Raw genomic sequence first — 26,198 nt, forward strand, 5'->3', positions numbered from 1 at the left:
TTCAATTTGAATGGCGTATATCTCAATTTATTAATGGGAGTTTATCAGTGTTAGAAAGTGCCCAAACAATTGCGTTACCAGCTAAAGTAACAACTTTTGGATGTTTTTCGAGAAACTCAGAAAATCGTTCTAAAACGTTAGGCTTAAAATCTTTTGTTTCAACAATTTCGATAAGTTCTTTTCCTACTCGTTGGTCTTCAGGCGGTAAAGCATCAATATATTCTTTTAATTCCTCAAGAGAAGTATTCCAGCTGTTTGTGACAGTATTGTTGTTTCCAAACGCTGCTCCTCTATAGTCACCGGAAGAGTTAAAGTTAAAGGTATTTGTTGTCTGAATCGATTGATTATTTTTTTCTGAAGGATGAATTTTCTCAGCTCCAGCTTCTGTTAGTTCGACGTTGTCAGTCCAAATTATGGGTGTCATTTTGGTTTTTGTTATAGACGCACCTCGGATATAGCCAGAATTTGTTGCACTTTCTAATAATGATGCGAATTCTTGTTGGGACAGCTCCAATAAGTTTGATGTAACAGTAGTTCCGTCATAAACGAATTTTAAAAGTTGATTTAACTTCTTTTCTTTGGTTAGATAGTCCATACTAAACTCCTCTTGTTAAGTATTATTAGTTGTGTTATTACTACCGAAACTTGCACCCTTTTGATCCCCGCCATAGATATTGTAGATGTTACTAATGCTTGTATCGGATGCGTCTTTTTTTGGATAGGGGGTATCTAATACGTCGTATCCTTCTGTAGTAACCCTTGCAAATTGTGATAAAAAGAGATGAGGTTTGTTACTAGCATATTTAATAGCAATTCCTTTAACTAAATTTGAATCAATAGCATATTTAATTAAGTCGTAGTAGTCAATTTCTCGAACACGTTTGTTTGGAGTTCTTAAATCATCGTCTTGATCATCTAATCGTTTGAGAAATATCTGGAGTTGCTTATATCGATTCTCACGATTCATTTTAATAGGTTTATTCGATTCACTAATTTGCTCAATAAAGGCATATCCTTTATCTGTGATTATTGCCTGACTAGCATCTATATTTGGACCGCTGTAATAATATTCGATTTTTAAATTATGAACTAATCCTTTAGAAATAATATACTTATAAAGCTCTGCGTCTGATTCTGAGATATCAGCATTTGTGAGTATATCTGCTTCATTTTGGATTTTCAATAATAGCTCATACAATTTAAGATTAAGTTCTTCTTGTTTCAAACCGATCTACCTCCTAACTGCCTTTAATTATAACAGAATTTTCAACATGGATAATAATATATTTGGAGATGAGTCAATGAAAAAAATAAAAAGCTACACCAGTATTTGGGCAGTTGAAAAAGTCATTTACGCAATCAATGACTTTCAGTTGCCTTTTCCTGTGACCTTTAACCAGATGGCTTGGTTTGTTTTGTCCTTGCTGTTTGTCATCGTATTTGCCCATGTGCCTCCGCTATCTATGATAGAGGGGGCATTTTTAAAATACTTAGGCATTCCGGTTGCGGTTACTTGGTTTATGTCCCAAAAGACTTTTGATGGCAAGAAACCATTGGGATTTTTACGGTCTTTTATCAGTTATCACTTGCGGTTTAAGGTTACGTTTGCAGGAAAGAAAGTCAAAGAACAGAAGAAACGATGGGTCGAGCCTGTCACTTTAGTGAGGAGTGTGAACTATGTACCCAATTAAGTATATCGAAAACAATCTTGTGTTTAACCAAGAAGGTGAGTGTTTTGCTTACTATGAGTTAGTGCCTTATAACTACTCCTTTTTGTCACCGGAACAAAAATATCAAGTACATGATAACTTTCGCCAATTGATTGCGCAAAATCGTGAAGGCAAGATCCATGCCTTACAAATTGCTACAGAAAGTAGTATTCGTGCCACACAAGAGCGATCGAAGAAGGAAATTACCGGTAGACTCAAAGAAGTCGCGAAACAACGGATTGACCTACAGACAGATGCATTGGTATCTATGATTGGCGATAGTCAGATTGATTATCGCTTTTTTATTGGCTTTAAACTAATTGCGACAGATGAAGAAGTCAATCTAAAAAGTCTCAAGAAATCTTTCTTTTCTGGGTTTCAAGAATTTATCTATGGGGTGAATCATCATTTGATGGGCGATTTTGTTTCCTTATCCAATGAAGAAATTCGTCGGTATACTAAGCTTGAAAAACTAATGGAAAGTAAATTAGCTCGGAGATTTAAAGTCAGACGGGTGACACCGAGTGATCTGACGTATTTGATTGAACATATTTATGGCGAAAAAGGTACACCATTTGAAGAATATGAATTTCAGTTACCAAAGAAAAAGCTGAAATTAGAAACCCTAGTGAAACGTTATGACCTATTACGTCCAAGTCGTTGTTTGATTGAAGAAAAACCAAGGTACTTACGCATGGAACATGAGAATCATGAGTCGTATGTAGCGTACCTGACAATCAACACGATTGTGGGAGAGATGGATTTTCCTTCTTCGGAACTTTTTTATTACCAGCAACAACAATTCACATTTCCCATTGATACGAGTATGAATATAGAAATTGTCACTAACAAAAAGGCACTCGCTACTGTTCGTAATAAGAAAAAGGAATTAAAAGATTTAGACAACCATGCTTATCAATCCGACAATGAGACGAATTCCAATATCTTAGATGCTTTAGATTCAGTGGATGAATTGGAAACCACTTTGGATCAGTCCAAGGAATCCATGTACAAATTAAGCTATGTGGTTCGGGTGAGTGCGGAATCAGTAGATGAACTAAAACGCCGTTGTGATGAAGTATTAGATTTTTATGATGACACCAATGTGAAACTAGTTCGGCCCTTTGGCGATATGACGGGCTTACATGAAGAGTTTTTGCCTTCTAGTAAACGATACATGAATGACTATATTCAGTATGTTACCTCTGATTTTCTCGCCGGTCTTGGTTTTGGCGCTACCCAAATGTTAGGAGAATTAGAAGGCATTTACTTTGGCTACAATGTGGATACAGGTCGTAATGTTTACCTGAAACCGGCATTGGCTTCACAAGGAGTCAAGGGTTCAGTAACCAATGCTTTGGCTGCTGCTTTCCTCGGTTCTCTTGGCGGTGGAAAGTCCTTTAGTAACAATCTCTTAGTTTATTATGCCGTCCTTTTCGGTGGGCAAGCTGTAATTGTCGATCCAAAAGGAGAACGAGGTGGCTGGAAAGAAACGTTGCCAGAAATTGCGGATGAAATCAATATCCTCAACTTAACTAGTAAACCAGAAAATCAAGGCTTACTTGATCCTTATGTGATTATGAAGAAAAAGAAGGACTCGGAAAGTCTAGCGATTGATATCCTAACCTTTTTAACAGGGATTTCTAGCCGTGATGGGGAGAAGTTTCCCGTTTTACGCAAGGCCATTCGAACCGTTACACAGAGTAATCAACGAGGACTATTACAAGTCATTAACGAACTTCGAAACGATGGCTCACCAGTCGCGGAAAATATCGCCGATCATATCGAGTCTTTTACCGATTATGATTTTGCTCACTTGCTTTTCTCAGATGGTTCGATTACGCAATCGATTAGTTTGGATAAACAGTTGAATATCATTCAAGTGGCGGATTTAGTTTTACCAGATGCAGAGTCCACTTTTGAAGAATACACCACCATGGAATTACTCAGTGTTTCGATGCTGATTATTATTTCAACTTTTGCCTTGGATTTTATCCATAGCAACCGAGAAATCTTCAAAATTGTAGATTTAGATGAGGCGTGGAGTTTTCTTCAGGTAGCGCAAGGAAAGACGTTATCGAATAAACTTGTGCGTGCTGGTCGGGCCATGAATGCCGGTGTTTATTTTGTCACGCAAAATAGTGACGATTTATTGGATGAACGTTTAAAAAATAATATCGGGTTGAAGTTTGCTTTTCGCAGCACCGATATTCATGAAATCAAGAAAACCTTGGAATTTTTTGGATTGGATCAGGAAGATGAAAACAATCAAAAACGCCTGCGAGATTTGGAAAACGGTCAATGCTTGATGCAAGACTTGTATGGGCGAGTAGGTGTGGTTCAAGTCCATCCTGTCTTTGAAGAACTCTTCCATGCCTTTGATACCCGTCCGCCGGTTCAAGAGAGAATGGAGTGAGGGGATGAAAAAGAAACTTTTTCGGAGTGTGGGAATTGTTTTGGTTAGTCTAATTTCTCTTATCATTCTTTTGAGCTTAGTTGGGACGGTGGCGGAGGCAACGGGACTTGTTGATGATACAGTGAAAGCCGGAAATCTTTATTCCCAATATTCTCTAAACAACTACCAATTAGATTTCTTTGTTGATAGTTCTTGGGATTGGCTGCCTTGGAATTGGGGGGATGGCTTAGGCAAGAGCGTGATGTATGGCCTTTATGCCATTACCAATTTTATTTGGACGGTTAGTTTGTATCTGTCGAATGCCACGGGTTATGTGGTTCAAGAAGCCTATAAGTTAGATTTCATTTCAGATACGGCGGAAAGTATTGGGAAGAATATTCAAACACTCGCTGGCATAAACGAAAATGGGCTCCAGACCTCGGGATTTTACTTTGGGTTTCTATTATTGATGATTTTGGTTCTAGGAGCTTATGTGACGTATACCGGATTATTAAAACGAGAAACTACGAAAGCAGTCCGGGCTGTGATTAATTTTGTGATAATCTTTCTACTCTCAGGATCGTTTATTGCTTATGCGCCTACCTATATTGCGAAAATCAATGACTTTAGCTCGGATGTTAGTGAAGCTGCTCTTAGCCTTGGAACCGAGATTGTGGTCCCCAATTCGGAAAGCCAAGGAAAAGATAGTGTGGATTTGATCCGGGATAGCTTGTTTTCCATTCAAGTGCAACAACCATGGCTACTGTTGCAATTTGGTGATTCCAATATTGAAGAAATTGGGGAGGAGCGAGTCAACAAGATTTTATCTGTCAGTCCAGATGAAAAGAAAGGTAAGGATCGAGAAGAGGCAGTCAAAGCGGAAATTGAAGAAAACGACAATGCGAATCTAAGTATTACCAAGACCATGAACCGCTTAGGGACCGTGGTCTTTTTGGTGTTGTTCAATATTGGCATTTCCTTCTTTGTTTTTCTTCTGACAGGGATTATGTTGTTCTCGCAAATACTTTTCATTATTTTTGCAATGTTTCTACCGATTAGTTTCTTATTGTCCATGTTGCCGACTTATGAAAGTTTGGGGAAGAAAGCAATCATTCGTTTGTTCAATACGATTATGATGCGAGCTGGAGTTACGTTGGTGATTACGACTGCATTTAGTGTTTCCACCATGTTTTTCAATATTTCGGCAACCTATCCTTTCTTTATGGTGGCCTTTCTGCAAATTGTGACTTTTGCTGGAATCTATTTCAAATTAGGGGACATTATGAGCATGTTCAACCTTCAAAACAATGATAGCCAGTCAATGGGAAGGCGCGTCATGCGAAAACCTCAAATGTTAATGAATCGAAAGTTACGGCAACTTAATCGAAATGTAGGACGAACATTGGCTTTTGGTGGTGGTGCAGCAGTTGGCGGAAAACTAGCAAAAGATCAATCAATATCCAGATTGAAGTCTCCTGGTTTTTCTCCACGAAAGAATCCATCATTATCTAACAATAAAGAGGTAATATCTGACCCGAATAAGGAAAATCCAATTTCAATAAATAAGAAACAATCTCGAATGAATTTGACCGGAAGAAAAATCGGCAAGGTACTAGATACCCAATCAATGGTAAAAGACAAAGCACAACGAGCAAAGGATCAAGTGCGGAATACGCCAACTAATTTGAAATACAATCTGCATAAAGAAATCGAAAAGACGAAAAAAGCACCAGAAGAATTCAAGCGTGGACTTGTCCAAGAAAAAGCGAATCGAGCGGAGTTGCGAGAAAAACAACGACAACGTAGAGATGAAAAAATGGCTGAAAAGCGGAAAGTATTGGGAGATCTAGCAAATCGTCATAGAAAAGGTAGGACCAATGTTCCGATAAAAGAGGAATCCAAATCTCAGAAAAGTAAGATACCAAAGAATGCACCGGCTAATCGAATTGTAAAAGTAAATTCGAATCCTGAAATCAAACGAAGACTCTCAAATCAAAAATTGAGTACGAAAGAAAACAATCAACCAGTAAGAAAAGTGACTCCTATCCAACAGGCGAAGAAGCGATCCATTCTTGCAAAAGCAGGCAATCGAAAAGTACAAAGAAGAATAAAAACTCGTCCAAAACCAAGGTCGGGTGAGTCTAAATGACCATAAGAAAATTGAGTACAATCTCGTTATCAATTTTGACGATTTCTTTTATGGGCATCTTGTTGTGTGTCGGCTTATTATTTGGTGAGGATAGTGAAGGAAGCAACAGTTCTGGTACCTCTCCCGGTGGCAGTAGTGTCTCTGAGGAAGTTTTAAAGCATCGGTCACTGGTAGAAAAGTATGCCAAGGAATCGGACATTTCAGATTATGTACCGATTCTTTTGGCAATTATTCAAGTGGAGTCGGGTGGTACAGCAAAAGATGTGATGCAAAGCTCTGAATCAGCTGGCTTACCACCTAATTCATTAAGTACTGAGGCATCCATTAAACAGGGGTGTCTCTATTTTGCTTCCTTGGTTAAACGAGCCAAAGAGTTAGGTTGTGATCAAGATAGTATTATCCAAGCCTATAATTATGGTGGCGGCTATATAGATCACGTCGCAAAAAATGGAAAGAAGCATAGTTTTGCTTTGGCGGAATTCTTTTCAAAAGAAAAATCAGGTGGTCAAAAAGTTGATTACCCCAATCCAATCGCGATTAAGGAAAATGGTGGGTGGCGTTATAACTATGGGAATATGTTTTATTGTTTGTTGGTAAAACAATATCTCACCACTAGTAAATTTGATGACGAAACCGTACAAAAGATCTTTGATGAAGCTTTTAAATATGAAGGAACCGCTTATGTATTTGGCGGTTCGAGTCCGGAAACTGGTTTTGATTGTAGTGGCTTGACTCAATGGTGTTACGCCAAAGTTGGCCTGAAACTTCCACGAGTGGCACAGGATCAGTATGATGCCATGACTCATATTGACCTAAAAGATGCCAAACCAGGTGATTTGGTTTTCTTTCACTCAACTTATGATGCAGGTACTTACGTGACTCATGTCGGAATTTATGCAGGAGAGAATCGGATGTTTCATGCGGGAGATCCAGTGGGCTGGATGAATCTTACAGAACCCTATTGGCAGCAGCATCTTATTGGAGCAGGGCGATATAAATAAGAGAAAAGAGGAATGAACATGAAGATAAAAATTGAACGAAGACAGAAGGAGAAGATTCCAAAAAAGAAGAAAGAACGAGTAATTACAGTGGGCAAGCATCGAAAAATGGTGCTTGCCCTTTGGTTTTTATTGTTTTGCAGTCTCACTTTTGGAATATACAAAAATTTCACGGCGATTGATCAGCACACGGCTCATGAGAAAGTGGTTGTGAAAGAAAAAATAGTGAATACTTCTGGAGTTGAAAATTTCACGATGGATTTTGCGAAAGAGTATTTTTCATGGAAGAATGATAAAGAAGTCATTGAAAAGAGAATGGATAATCTTGAACAATATCTGACTGAGGAAGGGGTGACTTTAAGTCAAGATATGGTTCGAGCGGATATTCCCACTAGTTCTGAGGTACAGTCAGTCAAAATTATTAATGTGGAAAAACACTTGGAAGAATTTGTTGTTTCATTTTTAGTAGATCAAAAGATTACAGAAGGGAAAAAAGTACAGCAAGTTTCATCTGCATATCGAGTGACAATATATGAAGATAAGAAAGGCAACCATATTGTGTCCAGCTTGCCCACAATGATTGGAAAACCAGAGAAAGCGAAATATGAAATAAAACAAGTAGAAAATGATTCAGAAATTGATGCTAAAACGACTGAAGAAATCACCGAGTTTTTAGAGACATTTTTCAAGATTTATCCAACAGCGTCAGCAAAAGAACTTGAGTATTATGTAGAGAATGATGTAATGCAACCAATCAATAGTAACTTAAATTTTGTAGAATTAGTTAGTCCTATCTATCAACGAAAAGGAGATGTAATTCAGACAATAGTTGTAGTGAAATATCTCAATAATACATCTAAAATAATGCATAATTTTGAATACAATATCATTTTACAAGAAGTAGAGAATTGGAAAATAATTGGTATTGCTTATTAGATAGATTCAATAAATTCTTGATAAGATTCCTATAAACTAGTTGCTCATCAAAAGAAAATGAGTTGTCCAATTGTTTTAATTTAGTAATTAGAAATGAAGAAGGTATTTTCAAAGACTAAAAAAGATTTCTTGACGAATTCTTATCTGAAAGGATCATTAATTTATTTTAATCATCATGCTAGTCTAAAGTGTTTGGTAATGAGGATTGATTTTTTTAGAACGGGCTTCATTTTAATAAACTTATTGATTGTAAAAGAGTAGAATAAAGCTCATTTAGTTAGTTTTATTCTACTCCATTGTAAGGGGTTACTGTAAACTATTCCTATTGTTACAACGATCCAAATAGTTATTGGAATTGAGTTGTGACATCATATTACCGTTTCGAACTGTTCGGTTCTCATATTTAGAACTGGATAAATTTGCTAGTGCTGAATATCCAAGATTAAATAGGCTAAATAATCCAATTAATGATAGAATGCTCATACTAATAAACAATATTTTCGCTTTTTTTGTCATTTTTTATTCTCCTTTCTCATTAATTTTCATTTCATCTTCAGTTACCCACATGTGATTTTTTACCATCTCATCACCATTGGTTGGTGTGTAGTCAACTACGTATACTGTACCGTTAATAGCATCATCAACAGTCGCAGTTGCACCCATCATTCCGTCCATATGTTCAGCGTTCAATATGACTGTATCACCCTTTGCTGCAATATTGCTTGGGTCTTTGAGTTCTTCTTGTACAACCCATTTATGATTACTTACTTTTTCTCCACCATTTGTAGGATCATAACTCACTTCATAGATTGTAGTTTTGTAAGCTCCTACAACATATCCCTCAGCACCATTCATTCCATCCATATGATCGTCCAATAATATAATAGAACTTCCTATTGGAAACTTTGGGTTAGAGTCGTCTTTCATACCATCAGGAACAACACCATCATGATTCATTCCAGCCATACTGTCCATAGTACTACTAATTGTCGTTTCATTTTTTTCAGAAGAAGTTGTAGATGATTTCGTTGTATTAGGAGTGGAGCAAGCTGCCAGGGTTAAAATTGTACCTAGGCTAAGGAATATAATACTAATATTTCGTTTCATGAAATACCTCCATAATAATTAATTTTTGTTAATCACTGACTATTTCAAAATCAAAAAAATGTTTTGTTTGAAGGGTCTCCTCAAAAGATTCAATCGATAAACGTGTTTTTGAGAATACGATTACAGAGCGTGTTTGTATGTCCAAAAGTATTTTATCAACTTGTTCAAGAAAAATTAATTGATAAAATATCTTTTTAGCCCAGCATTCGCAAATCAAATTGTAAATTTTTAGATGTTGTTGAAACAATAAATTCACCACCTTTCCATCTGGTTTATTACAAAGGAATGCTAATAGTAAAGATTGTTCCTAATCCTAAATTACTTTTTGCTTCAATAGTACCATTATGTGCTTCTACAACACTTTTTACAATTGCAAGCCCAATACCTTGTCCACCCAAATTTCTGCTCCTAGAAGGATCGGCCATATAAAATCGATCAAATATATGAGTCAATTGATCAATTTCAATGCCAATGCCATTATCTTCAATAATCAAAAGAGCATTTTTGTTTTCTTTCTTCACTGTGAATGTTATTTTCCCTTCTTTTTGAGTGAATTTGATGGCATTACTTAACAGGTTTGTTAGTACTTGATTTATTTTATCTTTATCTGCAAAAAGATTAACTTTTTCGCCATGTACATTCACAGTTAGAGCTTTTTCTTCAATTTTACTTGCAAAATTATCTATAACAGATTCACAAAGTTGATATAAATCAAAATTAGTTTTTTCCAAATTATCATAATTTGTCTCGATTTTGTTGACTAGTTCAATATTTTTTATTAGGCGAGTTAAGCGATCTACTTCATCATAACAAGACTGCAAACGATCAGGAGTTAGCTCCCAAACTCCATCAATCATAGCTTCAATATTTCCTTTTAAAGTAGCTAATGGAGTACGTAATTCATGAGAAATATCCGTAGTTAATCTTTTGCGGAGACCCGCTTGTTTTTCAAGTTGGCTACTCAAATCGTTTAATGAATCAATTAGCGAATTAATTTCAATGATTGAAGTCTCTTGTGGGATTTTTAATGAATATTCTCCTCGTGTTAGTTGATGTGTCAAATCACTTACATGTTTTAGAGGCAGGCCCAATCTTTTTGATATCCATGATGCAAAGATAAATGAAACAAGAAAGGCAGTAAAAGCTACATACATTAGACTTTGCTTCATACTTGAAATGAACATTGCATCATGTTCAGTATATGCAAATGGCCCCAAATAATAAAATGTTATTACACCAAATACTTTATCATTACTAATCAAATCTTTTGTTACTGTAATGGTCTTATCTAGTTCTACACTTTTTGTTTCAGATACTCTTAACGCGTTCTCTTTTAACTTTATTTGAGCTGCTTCCAATTTTTTTCCTTGAAGTTCCCAAATGGTATTTTGTTGTTTATCTTCTATAGAAAAATAGAAATTACTTTCAATTGCTTTATCAGAGAGAGTAGAGAGTTCATCAAGATTCCAAGTATCATTGTTATTTATCCAAAGCAAATCAATTGTGTTTACATATTGATTTAGCAAGTCCTCTTGTCGCTCGTTTACATATTTACTGAAATGATTATTAGTTAGGCCAAGTGTAATCAAGCTTAAGGAACCTATAATTAGAGTAGCTATTACTAAAAAGGAAACAGTTAGTTGCGTTCTGATCGTTCGTTTTTTCATTTTTGATAACCAAATCTATAACCAGTTCCATGCACTGTTAATATATAGTTAGGCGTTTTAGGATCAGCCTCAATTTTGTGTCTTAGATTTTTTATATGAGAGTCAATGCTCCGATCTAATCCATCAAATTCTGTTCCTTTAATTTTCTCTATCAAATCACCTCTAGAAAAAACTTTATTGGGAGTAGAAGCTAAAGTATATAGAATATCAAATTCCGTTGTTGTAAGATTAAGTTCAATTTGATGAAGATATACTTGACGACTCTCTGGGTAAATCAGTAACTCCCCCTTATTGATGGAGAGTTTATTGGGATTCGTTAATGTCTCAGATCTGCGTAAAACTGTTTGAATTCTTGCAACTAATTCTTTAGGGCTAAAAGGTTTTACCATGTAATCATCTGCGCCCAATTGAAGTCCTGTAAGTATATCCTCTTCATCAGATTTGGCAGTTAGCATAATGATCGGGATGTTTGAACTTTCTCTGATTTTTCTACAAACAGTTAATCCATCCGTATCGGGTAACATTAAATCTAATACAACCAAATCGGGATTAATAGATTCAAACTTACTTAATGCCATAGATCCATTTGTTGCTTTATAAACTGAGAATTTGTTAGCGACTAGATATGCGTCAATGATTTCCAATATTTTAGCTTCATCATCCACAATTAAAATTTTCATATAAAATCTTTCCTTTACCACATTTATTTTATTTCCATTTGTCCCATCATTCCATATTCCTCATGTTCTAATATATGACAATGATACATGAAAACACCTTCATGGTCGAATTCTACGAGTAGTTCAACTGTTTCCTCTGGATTTACTAAAACAGTATCTTTCCATCCACGTTCATTAGCTTGTGGGAGCTGCCCGTTTCTTGAGATAATTTGAAACTGAACACCGTGAATATGAAAGGGATGGATCATGCCACCCATCATGCCCGAAATGTTGTTTACTTCCCAGACTTCTTGAGTGTTCACTCTTTTGTAGAGATCAATTCTATCTGCATCAAACTGTTTATTATTAATACTTACCATATGCGACATACCTTTTAGATCTATTTTTTGTCTATCTAGTTTATCCAAATTTTCTGTATCTATGTCTTTTATAGAATTAAGCTTCTTTGAAGGCTCAAAGGTGGTATTCGATTTATTTTTATTTATTTTCATCGTCAGTGCAACTGTGTTGTTTGCCAATAATTTTAGAGTATCACCATTTTTGTAATCATTAGTATCTACTAAAATTTCAGCACGTTCTCCGGGTGATAGCGTTAATGAAGTCAATTTAGTAGAAGAATTTAGTAGACCTCCATCTGATGCTATCTGGTAAAATGGTTGATTATCTTTTAAGGAAAAGGTAAAATTTCTTGAGTTGGAACCACTGATTATTCGATATCTCATCCATCTACTATTTACTTCAATATAAGGATTGATAGTGCCGTTTACAAGCAAAGTATCTCCTTGGGTTCCATCCGAATAAAAATCGGTTTCATAATCAATTTGGTTATCGGAATCAAATGATTTATCTTGAACTATTAGCGGAATATCATCCTTTCCATAATTGTTCGGAAGATTTAAAGAATCCGAATTTTCATCATCTATATACATTAATCCTGCTAAACCTCTGTAAACTTGCGATGCAGTTTCTCCTTCCGGATGTGGGTGGAACCATAGTGTAGAGGCATCCTGGTCGACAGTGAAAGAGATCACTTTTTTCTCTCCGGGTTCTACGACTTGATGAGGTCCACCATCAACTTCTGAAGGGATTTTTAAGCCATGCCAATGAAATGAAGTTTTAGACTTCAATTGATTTGTAGTTGTTAATGTCACTTTTTGGCCTTGTTTCATTCTAATGACAGGGCCTAGAAAATCACGGTTATAACCTAAAGTTTTTGTTTTTTTTCCTTCTTTGATTTGAAACTCGCCCTCTTTGGCAGTTATATTATAAGATATATTTTCATCGTCTTCTGAACCAGGTTCTAATAGTGGTGGTATAAGTAAGGGCTGCTCTGACTGACTAATATTTTTCAGTTCAATATTTTGCTCGTTTGTCATCATATTTCCCATCGTATTTCTATTAGGTCTTTCTTCTTGCATTGTTTCTTTTGATGGGGAATCTGAGAAGGAAGTACGAATATTTTTTTGCTGAACAATAAAAATTCCTAATCCCCCAAGTATTAATGCTATTGCAGCAATTAATAATATCCAATTTCTACTTAGTTTATTCATAAAAATCCTCCTATATTGATTTCACAAATAGAATAAATAAAAGATGTGGAGATTTTGTGTAATTATCTCCACATCTTTTATTTATTAATTGAATTCTTTAGTAGCTGTATATTTAGTATCTTTTAATAATTGATTGATTAAAGTAAGAGATAATCTAGAGTCCGTTTTAAAAGTAACAATTCCTTTTTTCAAATCAATTTTTTCTACAGACAGTGGCTTGTTAGTTTCTAATGTATTTCTAACAGTTGTTGCACAACCAGTGCATTTCATTCCATCTATAGATACAGTTTGCATATATGATGTCATAATGTTTCCTTCTTTCTTGTTCTTGGTTTAAATTTTTTTAGTCGAAGTGCATTTAAAAGTACTGAGACTGAACTGAAGCTCATTGCTGCGCCAGCTATGATCGGACTTAGAAGAGGGCCACCAAAAATGTATAAAACTCCCATTGCTACAGGTATTCCCAATATATTATATGCAAAAGCCCAGAAGAGGTTCTCCTTAATGTTTCGGATTGTTTTTTTGCTCAATTCAATTGCTGTAGGAACAGATTGAAGGTCATCTTTCATCAATATTATATCTGCTGATTCGATTGCGATATCTGTTCCAGAACCAATTGCTATACCTATGTCTGCTTGAGCAAGTGCTGGAGCATCGTTAATACCATCTCCAACCATAGCAACTTTTTGCCCTTCTGCCTGATAAGTCTTTACATGTTGAGCTTTATCCTGAGGTAATACTTCACTAATAACATAATCAATACCTACTTGTTTTGCAATTGCTTTTGCCGTGCGCTTATTGTCACCTGTTAACATAATTACTTTAATTCCTAGTTTTTTTAGTTGTTCAATTGCAAACATGCTAGTTGGTTTGACGGTGTCTGCAACGGCGATAATTCCAAGAAGTATTTGATTGTTTGAAATAAACATAGGGGTTTTTCCTTCAGAGGCTAGCCTGTTTGAATCTTCTTTCAATTTACTAATATCAATATTTTGGGTTTCAAAATATTTTTCATTTCCAAGACTAATGTCTAGCCCATCTAAGTTTGCTTTGATTCCCAAACCAGACAAAGCTTCGAATGAAGTCGGATCAACTAATTCAATGCTGTTTTTCTTTGCTTCTAATACAATTGCCTCACCTAAAGGATGTTCAGAACCTTTTTCAGCAGAAGCAGCTAAAAATAAAAGGAAATTTTTGTCAATATTTTCTGTTGTTACGATATCGGTCACAATTGGTTTCCCCTCAGTTATTGTTCCAGTTTTATCAAAAATTATTGTTTTTAACTGATGGGTAGTTTCTAATGCTTCTCCACTTTTAATTAAAATTCCATTTTCTGCTCCTTTACCAGTTCCTACCATAATTGCAGTTGGTGTTGCAAGACCTAAAGCACAAGGACAGGCGATTACTAGCACTGAAATTAGAATAGTTAGAGAAAATAGAATACTCTGTCCTGATATAAACCAGAGTACGCTAGCTACTAATGAGACAAGAATTACAATTGGCACAAAATAACCTGAAATAATATCAGCTAATTTTGCAATAGGAGCTTTAGAAGTTTGTGCATCTTCCACCAATTTTATAATTTGTGATAATGTCGTATCTTCACCAACTCGAGTTGCTTCATACTTAATTAATCCATTTTTATTTATACTAGAACCAATAACTTTATCCCCAATTTTTTTCTCAACAGGTATGCTTTCACCAGTAAGCATGGATTCATCTATTGAAGTTCTCCCATCAATAACTATGCCATCAACTGGTAATTTTTCACCAGGTTTTGTGATAATCGTATCTCCCACTACAACTGCTTCAATTGGAAGCGATAATTCAGTGCCATCTCTAATTATTGTTGCAGTTTTAGGTGCAAGTCCCATGAGTTTTTTTATAGCTTCAGAAGTTTTTCCTTTTGTTAAAGATTCAAGGTACTTTCCTAAAGTTATCAAAGACAAAATTACTGCTGCTGCTTCAAAGTACAATTCATTTGTATATGAATCGTTTCCTTGAATGATTTGCCAAGTTGCAAAAACGCCATATGAGAAAGCAGCACTTGTACCCAGAGCAATCAAAGAATCCATGTTTGGATGTCCTTTGATAAGCGAAGAAAATCCTATCGTGTAGTAAGAATGACTCACAAAGATAACAGGTATAGTGAGAAATAGCTGTATTAAAGCGAAAGTAATTGGATTTACCATAGGATCAATTATTTGAGGAAGAGGTAAATTGAGCATGTGCGCACCAGCAATATACAAAACGGGTATTGTGAAAATAGTGGATACAATGAATCGTCTCCAAATATTTTTTAGCTCATTTTTCTTTTTTTCTTCCTGATCGGTGTTTTCCTCAAGTGAATATAGAGTATAGCCAAGTTTTGAAACAACTTCATCAACTTTGCTAAGTACATTTGGATCTGAAGTAGTTAGTGAAAGTTTTTCTGTTGCTAAATTCACACTGGCATATGTTACATTTTCAATAGAAGACACTGCTTTTTCAATTTTACTTGCACAGGATGCACAAGTCATTCCACTAATTCCAAAATTAGTGGATTCAGTTTGACTCCGTAATTCGGCATCATATCCAATACTCTTCATTGTCTTGATAATAGTATGATTATTTATTTTGGTTTCATCGTACTCCAATTTTAATATTTCTGTAGCCAAATTGACATTGGCTGATTTTACCCCGTTCAATTCACCAATACTCTTCTCTATTGTTGCTGCGCAAGATGCGCAGGTCATTCCATAAATATTAAGTTTTGTTATCATGAATTACCTCCATTTTATTTGAGTTATCCAACTCAGCTAAATAGCTGCTTATTTCAGCAATACATTCACTATTCATTCCTGACATTATTCGTTGGATTTCAAATAATAAAAATTCCTGTTCAGAAATTATTGCTGAATAATAGCGCCGCCTGTTTACTGTACTGTAACAAATTGTTTGTTTGTTTAATAATCTTTTAATGAGCGTTTTTGAGGTAGATGGGTGCCAATTATTACATAACTTCATTTCATGTGTAATAGAACCAGATGGAACAGGTTCCGATTTCCAAATAAATTTTAGGACTTCTAATTCAGAATTAGTCACTTGAATTTGTCTACTTGACATTTTTATCCTCCTTTCGCTAGTGGGAACATCAAGTGTATTAAATTATTAAACCAAATCTTTCTTATTAAATAGCAAGTGGATTTTGGATAACGTAAAGAAATTTATCAAGAAAATTAATACAAAACATGCTAGAAAAAAGGATTCTGGTAAGAAAAGTATAATTGGATCTGTTTCATAGTTAAAGATCCAATCGTTGTTAGTGAAAAATAATTCATGAAAAACAACAAAAGATTTTTCAAAGAATAGTAATGCTATCAGACAAAATGATATCCAAAAAATCTTAAGATAGTGAGATACTATTTTTGCTTGTTCGCGTAGTAAGATTTTTTTGTAGAATAACCAAAATACTACTAATCCAGACAAGATAAGAATGGAATAATTTAGTTGGAAAAGCAATTTAACATCTTTAAAATGATTAATTCCTCTATTAGATAGAAATAAATAATCAAATTTTAGTGATTTTTGAAAGGGATTGTTTAAGTAGCTCATCAAATTCCTAAAATCAATATTCACCTGACTTCTATTCCAAATGTCAAAATTTGAAGCATCTTGAAATAGCAAATTTATTTTGAGCAAACCAGGAAAATTAATTGTAACTGAAATGGCATGCGACAAAGCAAAGACAAATATAGTAAGAAAACTAAATCCTATTTTCAATCGATTAATATGAATAGTACATCCCTCCTTGAGAGAATCATAATAGAGAATTATGTAGAAAATATGTATAGACGTAAAGATATAAAATAATTTGATTCTACATAAAATTTCCATAATCGGCTGATATAGTCATTGCAAGATCAAGAAGGAGGAATGACTTTGAGAGAACCATACAATAGAGTGTTCATATCTTTTGGACCGTTTACTATATACTGGTATGCTGTTTTTATAGTTAGCGGAATTTTGTTAGGATACTTTATTGCTAGTAAAAGGGCAAAGAAAGAAGGGATATCAGAAGATGTAATCTCTGACTTATTGCTGTACGGATTGCCAGTCTCTATAATTTCAGCTAGATTGTACTATGTTTTTTTTGAATTAGATTCTTATATAAGAAATCCAGTAGACATTCTGAAAGTATGGGAAGGTGGACTTGCTATTCATGGAGGCTTGATTGGTGCGGTTGCTACAGGAGTAATCTATTGTAGAAAAAAAAACCTTTCGTTTTGGAAAGTAGCTGACATTGTTGCTCCAAGCATTGTGATCGGTCAAATTATTGGTCGCTGGGGTAACTTTATGAATCAAGAAGCTTATGGTGGTGAAATAAGTAGAGAAGCTCTAAAAGGATTTTTGTTGCCAAATTTTATTGTAAACCAAATGTATATCGATGGAGCTTATAGACAGCCGACATTTCTTTATGAGTCTTTATGGAATATAGGAGTCCTCATCATATTGATATTACTAATTAAGAGAAAGGCATTTAATGGTCAACTCTTCTTGGTATATATTATCATGTACTCAATTGGAAGATTCTGGATAGAGGGCCTGAGAACGGATAGTTTGATGTTGACTCAAAACTTACGGATGGCACAGGTACTATCTATTTCTTTGATCTTTAGCGCTCTTTTAGTATATTTTTATTTAAAAAAAAATAAGGAGGAACACTATAATGGAAACTATACTTAATTATTTACCATTTTTATTGTTGTTAATCTGTCCCATTTCAATGATGTTCATGCATAAAGGGCATGGACATGGAGGGCATAATCATGATAAGGAAGAGGACCATACTAAGCATACAGAAGCCAATCATGAATTGATACTTTTGAGAAAACAAACAGAACAATTAAAAGAAGAAGTGTCAATTTTAAAAAATTTAGTTAAGGAGCGAATCTAATGCAGTGGCTATTACTTTTACTTTGTCCTATCATGATGATTTTTATGATGAAAGGAATGCACTCAGTTGCTAAAAGTGACAATGATGATCCAATGATGAAAAAGGAATTGGAAAATCTAAAAGCTCAAAATGAAATTTTAAGTAGCGAGTTAAGTGATTTAAAATCTAAATTGAAATAGGAAAACAGCCCAAAAAGTTTTTGGGCTGTATTTTCTCAAAATCCTTTCTGCAAGTATAATAGTTGACATTCTAAAATAATCAGTTATTATTAGTGTGAACATATCGTTTACAAATGTAGTCGTTTTTGAAGTTGAATTTAAGGAGGAACGTAACATGTCTAATAAAGAAACTCATTCTCAACATAATGGACATCATCATGCTACCATGAATCACGAAGATCATCACAATGGACATGATCATGAAAAAATGCATCATACAAATCATGAACATGGGGGAATGGACCATTCAATGCACATGGGTAATCTTAAAGTAAAATTCATTGTATCTCTTTTTCTTTCCATCCCAATTATTCTATTATCTCCAATGATGGGTGGAAAACTGCCATTCCAATTAACTTTTCAAGGATCTGAGTGGATAGTTCTAATCTTAGCTTCAATATTATTCTTTTACGGTGGCATGCCTTTTTTAAAAGGGGCTAAAATGGAATTAGAAATGAAGAATCCAGCAATGATGACATTAATTTCATTAGGTATATCTGTTGCTTACATATACAGTGTATATGCTTTTATTGCTAATAATATAACAAAGAGTAATACTCACGTAATGGATTTCTTCTGGGAGCTTGCTACATTGATATTAATTATGCTATTAGGACACTGGATAGAAATGAATGCTATTAGCAACGCTGGCAATGCGCTCCAAAAAATGGCAGAATTACTACCTAACTCGGCAATAATAGTAGATGAATCTGGCAATACTAAAGAAGTTGATCTGAAAGACGTTCAAGTGGGAGAAAGAGTACTTGTAAAAGCAGGTGAAAAGATTCCAACTGATGGAGTTATTGTAGCCGGAAATACCAATGTCAATGAATCTATGGTAACTGGTGAGTCAAAAGATGTACAAAAAGGATTGAATGATAAGGTTATTGGTGGATCGGTAAATGGTTCAGGTACAATAACCGTAGAAGTAACGGGAACAGGAGAATCTGGTTATCTTTCACAAGTTATGGAATTAGTAAGTAACGCTCAGAAAGAGAAATCTAGAGTGGAATCCTTATCAGATAAAGTTGCAAAACTTTTATTTTATGTTGCATTGATTGTCGGTATTGGCGCGTTCATAATTTGGATGGTCCTTACAGGTGATTTGAATATAGCTCTAGAAAGAATGGTTACTGTGTTAATAATCGCTTGTCCACACGCATTAGGACTTGCTATACCTTTAGTAACAGCTAGATCCACTTCACTGGGAGCGAAGAATGGTTTATTGATTAAGAACCGTCAAGCACTGGAAGTTGCCAAAAAAGTTGATGTTATTATGATGGATAAAACAGGAACTTTGACTGAGGGTAATTTTGCAGTTAATGAGTATCTTTCATTTAGCACTCAGTACACTGAAGAACAAGTACTTGAATTCATGGCAGCACTTGAGCAAAATTCCAGTCATCCACTTTCAGTTGGTGTATTGAAAAAGATAGATGAACTACAGTTGACTATTCCAAAAGCAGAAGATGTAACAAATTTACCTGGTATTGGTTTGGAAGGTCGAGTTAATGGAAAAGATATAAAAATTGTTAGTGTTTCTTATTTAAACAAGAAAAGTATTTCGTATGATAAACAGATGTTTAATGATCTATCTAATCAAGGAAATTCAATTAGCTTTCTACTTTTGGATGATCAGAGTATTGGCCTAGTAGCACAAGGAGATCAAATAAAACCGGAAGCAAAACTCATGGTTGAAAAAATGAAGGCCAGAGGGATTAAACCTGTAATGTTAACAGGGGATAATAAGCAAGTTGCTTCAGTTGTTGCAAAACAATTAGGAATCGACGATGTTCACGCAGAACTTATGCCAGAGGATAAAGAAAAAATTGTAAAAGAATATAAAGATAAGAACTTAATAGTTATGATGGTTGGTGATGGAGTCAATGATGCTCCAAGTTTAGTAAGAGCGAGCATTGGAGTGGCTATTGGTGCCGGGACCGATGTGGCGATAGATTCAGCAGATGTTATTTTGGTGAAAAGTAACCCTTCTGATATATTACATTTTCTATCATTAGCAAAGAATACTCAAAGAAAGATGGTACAGAACTTATGGTGGGGAGCAGGCTATAATATTTTAGCAATACCATTGGCTGCTGGGATATTGGCAAGCTGGGGTATTATTCTTAGCCCGGCTATTGGAGCTATCTTCATGTCACTGAGTACGGTTATAGTTGCTATAAATGCTATGCTACTAAAGATTGATTAAAATATCATTTCAAATTAGTGCTCTGAGAATTGTATAAAATGCTTTAAATACTCTATTTCTATTGTAATTAATAACATAACTTTTTCGGAGTAGTATTTTTCTACTCCGTTTTTTTCAATGAAGTTTAAAGATAGGATCATTTTTTCTAGAAAACGCCATTGTAGTAAAACATAAGAGTGAACTAGTAATCTAAACAATTATTTTATAATATGGATTTCGTTTTTTATGATCTTAAGGCTTTTCCAAAAGCCTTAAGATCATAAAAAAAACCATAAGATCAGTTTGTTAAAACATTGACTTTAGGGAATTTATGTTTTGTTAATTTCGTGATATTAATATGAAAAGTTACTTTTGGGTCAGCCTCTTTTAAGTTGAATTAACCTTGATTTATTTTATGGATAACAGTAATAATTTCTGCAAGTGTGTTGATTTAAGTAAAAAAATGGTATTTCCACACTATTTAAAGTTTATAAAATAGATTTAGTGACTACTTAATAGAGAGTTGAAATCATGCGTTATAACAATTCTCCTAGTGATAATATAGTAAAATTTCTTTTTAAATATTCTTTCCCGGTAAAATTTTTTATAAAAAGAGAACTACTTTCATCTGCAAGAGCAAGGTTGACAAATACAATTTTTTCTTAAAACTTCTCTCATTAGCTCATCAATTAATTGAGAGATCTAGTCTTTGAAAGATTTGTTGTTGTAATTCTTCATATGGTTCCAACTATTAACGGTTTCTACTTTTATATTTTTTAAAGACTCGTTACTAAGTTGGTTATTAGCTGTTACAGCCAATCCTTTAAAAAAAATCGTTATCAAAAGAGATAAAACTATGGTCCTAATTTTATCTCTTTTTTTGTTTGTAATTTGTCACTTGACTGTTTGTCAAAATCCTTGTTCATCTGTAGCAATCCTCCATAATTCAAGTTCTGTATTGATAAATTGATGTTGAGCAGTGTAGGCATGAAAAAATTTCAGTAAATTAATGGATTTTCATCAACACCTAATACTTCAATAATAAGTTTATGGGGAAGACAGATACTCGTATCACCTGGTCTACTAATCCAACTAGTACGAACTGCAACTTGGTCTGGGCTGTTATCTTCTTTAACTCGAATTTTTCCAGGAGCAACTTCAATAATGTTATATTTCTCTTTGGCCGGGTAATAAGTTTTCTCAAACGATTTTTTGGTAGTAGTTAAGTTAAACTCATCTACTATTTTCCCATCGATTTTAACTACTGCAATAACTTCTGTCATTTTATTTGAATCACTTTTGACAGACGCTTTCCAAGCAGCAATGCCTACGGGAGAAAATGAAGAGATTGATATCAGGATAATGAGGATAATATCCCAAGGTTTTAACATTTTTCTAAAACTATGCATATTTATTATCTCCTATATTAACTTTCTATATCATACATTACAATTATGTGATTTTTATGGAGCTTTCAAATTTTTACATAAAATCTCCATAACTATTAGTTACCTTAATTCTAACTTCAGAGTTTAATAGATATAGTTTTTCGTTTTAAAGGGTAATATTTCCCAAAAATATAAAGTTTGAAAGGAGGATTAATAAAATTAATGAACTCTGACAATTTTAAGTAAAACAGGAAAGAAGTGAAAGATTAGTTTGAAGAAGTCGCTTATTTTAGTATCTTTAGTAGTCTTACTCTCAGTTTTTGGTAACAGTACTTTTGCTGCTGCACAAACAATTGATGAAAAAATACAAGAAAAAGATAGAGAAATCGAAACTATTGTTAAAGATCAGCAGTCAGCAGAAACTTATTTGGCAGAATTGAATAACCGAATTTCTACTCTACAAAATGAATACCAAAATGCGTTAAATGAGAAAAACTCTCTTGAAGAAGAGCTTAACAGTTTGGGAAATGAAATTACTGAGCTTGAACAAAAGATTGAACGTAGAGACGAAGTGATAGATAAACAAGCCAGAAATGCGCAAGTGAATCAATTAAACGGGTCCGTTCTTTCATTATTGATCAATTCAGAATCTTTAACTGATGTTGTTAATAAAACAATAGGCATGGCAAAACTTGTAAATGCAAATAACGAGATAATGAGTGCCCAAAAAGATGACAAAGAAAAATTAGAAATATTAGAAAATGATATTGAAAATAAATTAATTGAGGCTGAAAAAAAGACGAATGAATTAGAAGAGAAAGAAATGGCCCTTGCAAATGACAAATTAGACCAAGATATTAAGATAAAAGGAATCTCTGCAACTTTGGCAACTGAAAAAGCTGAAAAAGAAAAGTTTGAAATTCAAAAAATTGAAGCTGAAAAAAAGAAGCAGGAAGAGCTAAGAGTTTTAGAGGAAGAGAAGAGAAAAGAAGCCGAAGCACAAGCGATATTAGAAGCCCAAGAAGCTGAATTAATAAAAAAAGAAACGTCTAATGTAAATTCAACTAATCAAGTTGTTGATTCTAAACCTTCAATAAGCAATCCTAATATAACTGATGTGAAACCAGCACCAACCCCAAGTACATCAGGGTGGGGAGCACCAGTATCTAACATTATTGTGACAAGTCCATTTGGTTCTAGACCAGACCCTACTGGTATCTCTGGAACTTTTCATAAGGGGATCGACATGGGTGGTACATCAAATACTCCAATTCTAGCAACTAGGAGTGGAACTGTTTTGCAAGCAGCTTTTGAAGCAACTGCAGGAAATTACATTATTATCGATCATGGTGACGGCTACTATTCATACTATTTTCATATGAGTAGCCTTGTCGCATCTGCAGGACAAACAGTTAGTGCTGGACAGACTATCGGTGTGATGGGAACAACAGGAAATTCTACAGGCGTTCATCTCCATTTTAGTGTAGCAACAAGTCAAAATTGGACTGGATTTGTTGATCCTGCACCTTTACTTGGAATATAGATGTATAAAAGAAGCAAACTAAAAAGAATTACTATTAATGTGTTAATGGTAGTAATGTTGGTTATTGGTTTTGGATTGATTTTCAATAATCAAATTCGATCGTACATGTTGAGTCAACGAACGAAACAATACAATCTTACAAATTTCACTCAGGAGAAACTCGAAAAAAATTTAAAGAAATCAGGAAACTTTGATTTTGACTCTGTAGAATCAATATCAAATGAGCTAGTATTAAAAACCCAATTTGATAATACAGAGCTTCCTGTAATTGGTGGAATTAACATACCATCAGTGAAAATATCGTTACCAGTACTTAAAGGATTGGATAACATCTCACTTCTCACGGGAGCAGGAACTATGAAATCAAGAAGACTTTGGAATTCTTTGGCTTAGATCAAGGAGATGAAAACAACCAAAAACGCTTGCGAGATTTGGAAAACGGTCAATGCTTGATGCAAGATTTGTATGGTCGAGTGGGTGTGGTCCAAGTTCATCCAGTCTTTGAAGAACTCTTCCATGCTTTTGATACCCGTCCACCGGTTCAAGAGAGAATGGAGTGAGGGGATGAAAAAGAAACTTTTTCGGATTGTGGCAATCGTTTTTATTAGCATCATCATCCTGACAATTCTATTGAGTTTAGTCGGTACGGTAGCAGAGGCGACAGGTCTGGTTGATGATACAGTTGAAGCAGGAAATTTATATTCTCAATATTCACTGAACAACTATCAACTAGATTTCTTTGTGGATAGTTCATGGGATTGGTTACCTTGGAATTGGGGTGATGGCTTAGGCAAGAGCGTAATGTATGGTCTTTATGCCATTACTAATTTTATTTGGACTGTGAGTCTGTATTTGTCGAATGCCACGGGTTATGTAGTTCAAGAAGCTTACAAGTTGGATTTCATTTCAGACACAGCTGAAAGTATTGGGAAAAACATTCAAACCTTAGCCGGCATTACCGAAAATGGACTTCAGACCTCGGGTTTTTACTTTGGGTTTCTATTATTAATGATTTTAGCTCTAGGAGTTTATGTGGCGTATACGGGTCTACTCAAACGAGAAACTACCAAAGCAGTTCGAGCCGTATTAAATTTTGTGATGATTTTTCTACTTTCAGGTTCGTTCATTGCGTATGCGCCCACCTATATCACAAAAATCAATGACTTTAGCTCAGATGTTAGTGAAGCGTCCCTTACCCTTGGGACCGAGATTGTTGTACCGAATTCGGAAAGCCAAGGAAAAGATAGTGTGGACTTGATTCGAGATAGCTTGTTTTCCATTCAAGTCCAACAACCCTGGTTACTATTGCAATTTGATGATTCCAACATAGAAGAAATTGGCGAAGACCGGGTCAACAAGATTCTATCTGTAAGTCCAGATGAAAACAAAGGCAAAGATCGGGAAGAAGCAGTCAAAGCGGAGATTGAAGACAATGACAATGCGAATTTAAGTATCACCAAGACCATGAACCGATTAGGGACCGTGGTCTTTTTGGTGTTGTTCAACATTGGTATCTCCTTCTTTGTTTTTCTACTGACAGGGATTATGTTATTCTCGCAAATTCTCTTCATTATCTTTGCGATGTTTCTTCCTATCAGTTTTTTATTGTCCATGTTGCCAACTTATGAAAGTTTGGGAAAGAAGGCGATTATTCGCTTATTTAATACGATTATGATGCGAGCGGGAGTAACATTAGTCATTACGACTGCATTTAGTATTTCCACGATGTTTTTCAACATTTCCGCAACCTATCCATTCTTTATGGTAGCCTTTCTACAAATTGTGACCTTTGCCGGCATCTATTTCAAATTGGGTGACATTATGAGTATGTTCAATCTCCAAAGTAATGATAGCCAATCAATGGGCAGACGTGTTATGCGGAAACCCCAAATGTTAATGAATCGAAAATTGCGGCAACTCAATCGAAATGTAGGGCGAACTTTAGCTTTTGGTGGAGGTGCAGTAGTTGGAAATAAGTTGTCAAAGGAACAATCGAAATCCAAATTTAAGCCATCCGGTTCTGCTCTACGAAAGAATTCACGATTAGCTAACGATCACGAGGTACCATCTGACTTGAATAAGGAAAATCCAATTTCAAATAATAAAAAACAATCTCGAATGAATTTGGCCGGGAGAAAAATAGGCAAAGTTCTGGATACCCAAGCTTTGGTGAAAGATAAGACCAAACAAGTAAAGGATCAGGTACGAAATACACCAACTAACTTGAAATGCAACCTCTATAAAGGAATCGAAAAGACGAAAAAAGCACCAGAAGAGTTCAAGCGTGGACTGGTTCAAGAAAAAGCAGATCGAGGAGAGTTACGAGAAAAGCAACGACAACGTAGAGACGAGAAAATGGCTGAAAAGCGTAAAGTATTAAACGAAACAGGGAATCGCCATGGGAAAAGAAGGGAAAATGTTTCAATAGATAAAGCGGCTCAATCTCAAAAAGATAGGACGCTGAAAAAAGAAGCACCAAAGCGGACTAAGAGAGTAAATTCGAATTCCGAAATCAAACGAAAACTCGCTAGTCAAGAAATCATTTCAAAAGGGAAAAGCCAATCATCAAGTAAGAAAAATTATTTCCAACAAGTGAAACAGCGGTCTACTCTTTCAAAGCGAACCAATCAAAAAGTACAAAAAAGAATGAATCCCCATCCGAAATCAAGGTCGGGTGAGAAAAAATGAATGTAAAGAAAGTAAGTGCCATTTCGCTAGCTTTTCTGACCATCTC

The 26,198-nt window shown here is 34.8% G+C and carries 23 protein-coding genes and 1 pseudogene; 13 read left to right on the plus strand and 11 right to left on the minus strand.

The window, feature by feature from the left end:
• Positions 1-22: 22 nt before the first annotated feature.
• Both RK01_RS02995 and RK01_RS03000 read right to left on the minus strand, forming a co-directional pair.
• Positions 23-595 carry a hypothetical protein gene (locus RK01_RS02995; RefSeq protein ID WP_016171813.1) on the minus strand — a complete coding sequence of 191 codons (573 nt, stop codon included), beginning with the start codon at positions 593-595 and terminating at the stop codon, positions 23-25.
• Between the two features lie 15 nt (positions 596-610).
• Positions 611-1,225, minus strand: a complete 615-nt coding sequence (locus tag RK01_RS03000) for a hypothetical protein (RefSeq protein WP_016171814.1) — start codon at positions 1,223-1,225, stop codon at positions 611-613.
• Between the two features lie 76 nt (positions 1,226-1,301).
• Between RK01_RS03000 and RK01_RS03005 the strand changes: the two genes are divergently transcribed.
• From RK01_RS03005 to RK01_RS03025, 5 genes are read left to right on the plus strand one after another with little or no spacing between them, the layout of a single operon-like run.
• On the plus strand, positions 1,302-1,691 hold the full coding sequence (locus tag RK01_RS03005; RefSeq protein ID WP_010776408.1) for a conjugal transfer protein: 390 nt from the start codon (positions 1,302-1,304) through the stop codon (positions 1,689-1,691).
• On the plus strand, positions 1,678-4,125 hold the full coding sequence (gene tcpF, locus RK01_RS03010; RefSeq protein ID WP_016171815.1) for a conjugal transfer ATPase TcpF: 2,448 nt from the start codon (positions 1,678-1,680) through the stop codon (positions 4,123-4,125). Before RK01_RS03005 ends, tcpF begins: the two co-directional genes overlap by 14 nt.
• A gap of 4 nt (positions 4,126-4,129) precedes the next feature.
• Positions 4,130-6,253 (plus strand): CD3337/EF1877 family mobilome membrane protein, encoded by a 2,124-nt coding sequence (locus RK01_RS03015; RefSeq protein WP_016171816.1) that lies wholly within the window; start codon positions 4,130-4,132, stop codon positions 6,251-6,253.
• Positions 6,250-7,254, plus strand: coding sequence for a bifunctional lytic transglycosylase/C40 family peptidase (locus tag RK01_RS03020; RefSeq protein ID WP_010776405.1), 1,005 nt, complete (start codon positions 6,250-6,252; stop codon positions 7,252-7,254). The genes RK01_RS03015 and RK01_RS03020 overlap by 4 nt, the downstream gene beginning before the upstream one ends.
• A gap of 18 nt (positions 7,255-7,272) precedes the next feature.
• On the plus strand, positions 7,273-8,187 hold the full coding sequence (locus RK01_RS03025) for a conjugal transfer protein (protein WP_016171817.1): 915 nt from the start codon (positions 7,273-7,275) through the stop codon (positions 8,185-8,187).
• A 519-nt stretch (positions 8,188-8,706) separates the two neighbouring features.
• On the opposite strand, the gene RK01_RS03030 is transcribed toward RK01_RS03025, so the two are convergent.
• The 8 genes from RK01_RS03030 to RK01_RS03070 form a co-directional block, all read right to left on the minus strand.
• Positions 8,707-9,294 carry a YdhK family protein gene (locus RK01_RS03030; RefSeq protein ID WP_016171819.1) on the minus strand — a complete coding sequence of 196 codons (588 nt, stop codon included), beginning with the start codon at positions 9,292-9,294 and terminating at the stop codon, positions 8,707-8,709.
• 275 nt (positions 9,295-9,569) lie between these two features.
• Positions 9,570-10,961 (minus strand): sensor histidine kinase, encoded by a 1,392-nt coding sequence (locus RK01_RS03040; RefSeq protein ID WP_016171820.1) that lies wholly within the window; start codon positions 10,959-10,961, stop codon positions 9,570-9,572.
• The gene (locus RK01_RS03045) at positions 10,958-11,641 is read right to left on the minus strand and encodes a response regulator transcription factor (protein ID WP_016171821.1); all 684 of its coding nucleotides are present in this window, start codon (positions 11,639-11,641) and stop codon (positions 10,958-10,960) included. The genes RK01_RS03040 and RK01_RS03045 overlap by 4 nt, the downstream gene beginning before the upstream one ends.
• A gap of 23 nt (positions 11,642-11,664) precedes the next feature.
• A complete protein-coding gene (locus RK01_RS03050) occupies positions 11,665-13,191 on the minus strand; it encodes a multicopper oxidase family protein (protein ID WP_016171822.1) in 1,527 nt (508 codons plus the stop codon).
• 84 nt (positions 13,192-13,275) lie between these two features.
• Positions 13,276-13,497 carry a heavy-metal-associated domain-containing protein gene (locus tag RK01_RS03055; RefSeq protein ID WP_016171823.1) on the minus strand — a complete coding sequence of 74 codons (222 nt, stop codon included), beginning with the start codon at positions 13,495-13,497 and terminating at the stop codon, positions 13,276-13,278.
• Entirely contained in the window at positions 13,494-15,953 is a 2,460-nt protein-coding gene (locus RK01_RS03060; RefSeq protein WP_016171824.1) for a heavy metal translocating P-type ATPase, read from the minus strand. Before RK01_RS03060 ends, RK01_RS03055 begins: the two co-directional genes overlap by 4 nt.
• Positions 15,937-16,296 (minus strand): BlaI/MecI/CopY family transcriptional regulator, encoded by a 360-nt coding sequence (locus tag RK01_RS03065; RefSeq protein ID WP_010776396.1) that lies wholly within the window; start codon positions 16,294-16,296, stop codon positions 15,937-15,939. The genes RK01_RS03060 and RK01_RS03065 overlap by 17 nt, the downstream gene beginning before the upstream one ends.
• Positions 16,297-16,341: 45 nt before the next feature.
• Complete coding sequence (locus RK01_RS03070) at positions 16,342-16,953, minus strand: TIGR01906 family membrane protein (RefSeq protein ID WP_025192750.1); 612 nt, start codon at positions 16,951-16,953, stop codon at positions 16,342-16,344.
• Positions 16,954-17,112: 159 nt separating this feature from the next.
• On the opposite strand from RK01_RS03070, the gene lgt reads away from it, so the two are divergent.
• From lgt to RK01_RS03090, 4 genes are all read left to right on the plus strand, one after another.
• A complete protein-coding gene (gene lgt / locus RK01_RS03075) occupies positions 17,113-17,916 on the plus strand; it encodes a prolipoprotein diacylglyceryl transferase (protein ID WP_010776395.1) in 804 nt (267 codons plus the stop codon).
• Entirely contained in the window at positions 17,900-18,127 is a 228-nt protein-coding gene (locus RK01_RS03080; RefSeq protein ID WP_010776394.1) for a DUF2933 domain-containing protein, read from the plus strand. Before lgt ends, RK01_RS03080 begins: the two co-directional genes overlap by 17 nt.
• A complete protein-coding gene (locus RK01_RS03085; protein ID WP_002363628.1) occupies positions 18,127-18,306 on the plus strand; it encodes a DUF2933 domain-containing protein in 180 nt (59 codons plus the stop codon). The genes RK01_RS03080 and RK01_RS03085 overlap by 1 nt, the downstream gene beginning before the upstream one ends.
• Positions 18,307-18,460: 154 nt before the next feature.
• Complete coding sequence (locus RK01_RS03090) at positions 18,461-20,554, plus strand: heavy metal translocating P-type ATPase (RefSeq protein WP_010776393.1); 2,094 nt, start codon at positions 18,461-18,463, stop codon at positions 20,552-20,554.
• Between the two features lie 977 nt (positions 20,555-21,531).
• Here RK01_RS03090 and RK01_RS03095 read toward each other — a convergent pair.
• Positions 21,532-21,942, minus strand: a complete 411-nt coding sequence (locus RK01_RS03095; protein WP_010776392.1) for a NusG domain II-containing protein — start codon at positions 21,940-21,942, stop codon at positions 21,532-21,534.
• Positions 21,943-22,192: 250 nt separating this feature from the next.
• On the opposite strand from RK01_RS03095, the gene RK01_RS03100 reads away from it, so the two are divergent.
• The 4 genes and pseudogenes from RK01_RS03100 to RK01_RS03115 all read left to right on the plus strand — a co-directional run bounded on the left by RK01_RS03100 (position 22,193) and on the right by RK01_RS03115 (position 26,152).
• Positions 22,193-23,464, plus strand: coding sequence for a murein hydrolase activator EnvC family protein (locus RK01_RS03100; RefSeq protein WP_016171826.1), 1,272 nt, complete (start codon positions 22,193-22,195; stop codon positions 23,462-23,464).
• Positions 23,465-23,857, plus strand: a complete 393-nt coding sequence (locus RK01_RS03105; protein WP_010776390.1) for a hypothetical protein — start codon at positions 23,465-23,467, stop codon at positions 23,855-23,857. It begins immediately after the preceding gene.
• Positions 23,821-24,024: pseudogene (locus RK01_RS03110) on the plus strand (ATP-binding protein); the annotation flags it as partial. The gene RK01_RS03105 and the pseudogene RK01_RS03110, both read left to right, overlap by 37 nt.
• Positions 24,025-24,028: 4 nt before the next feature.
• Positions 24,029-26,152 (plus strand): FUSC family protein, encoded by a 2,124-nt coding sequence (locus RK01_RS03115; protein WP_016171827.1) that lies wholly within the window; start codon positions 24,029-24,031, stop codon positions 26,150-26,152.
• Positions 26,153-26,198: the final 46 nt, after the last annotated feature.

The organism is Enterococcus dispar ATCC 51266 (assembly GCF_000406945.1).
GTDB lineage: Bacteria > Bacillota > Bacilli > Lactobacillales > Enterococcaceae > Enterococcus_C > Enterococcus_C dispar.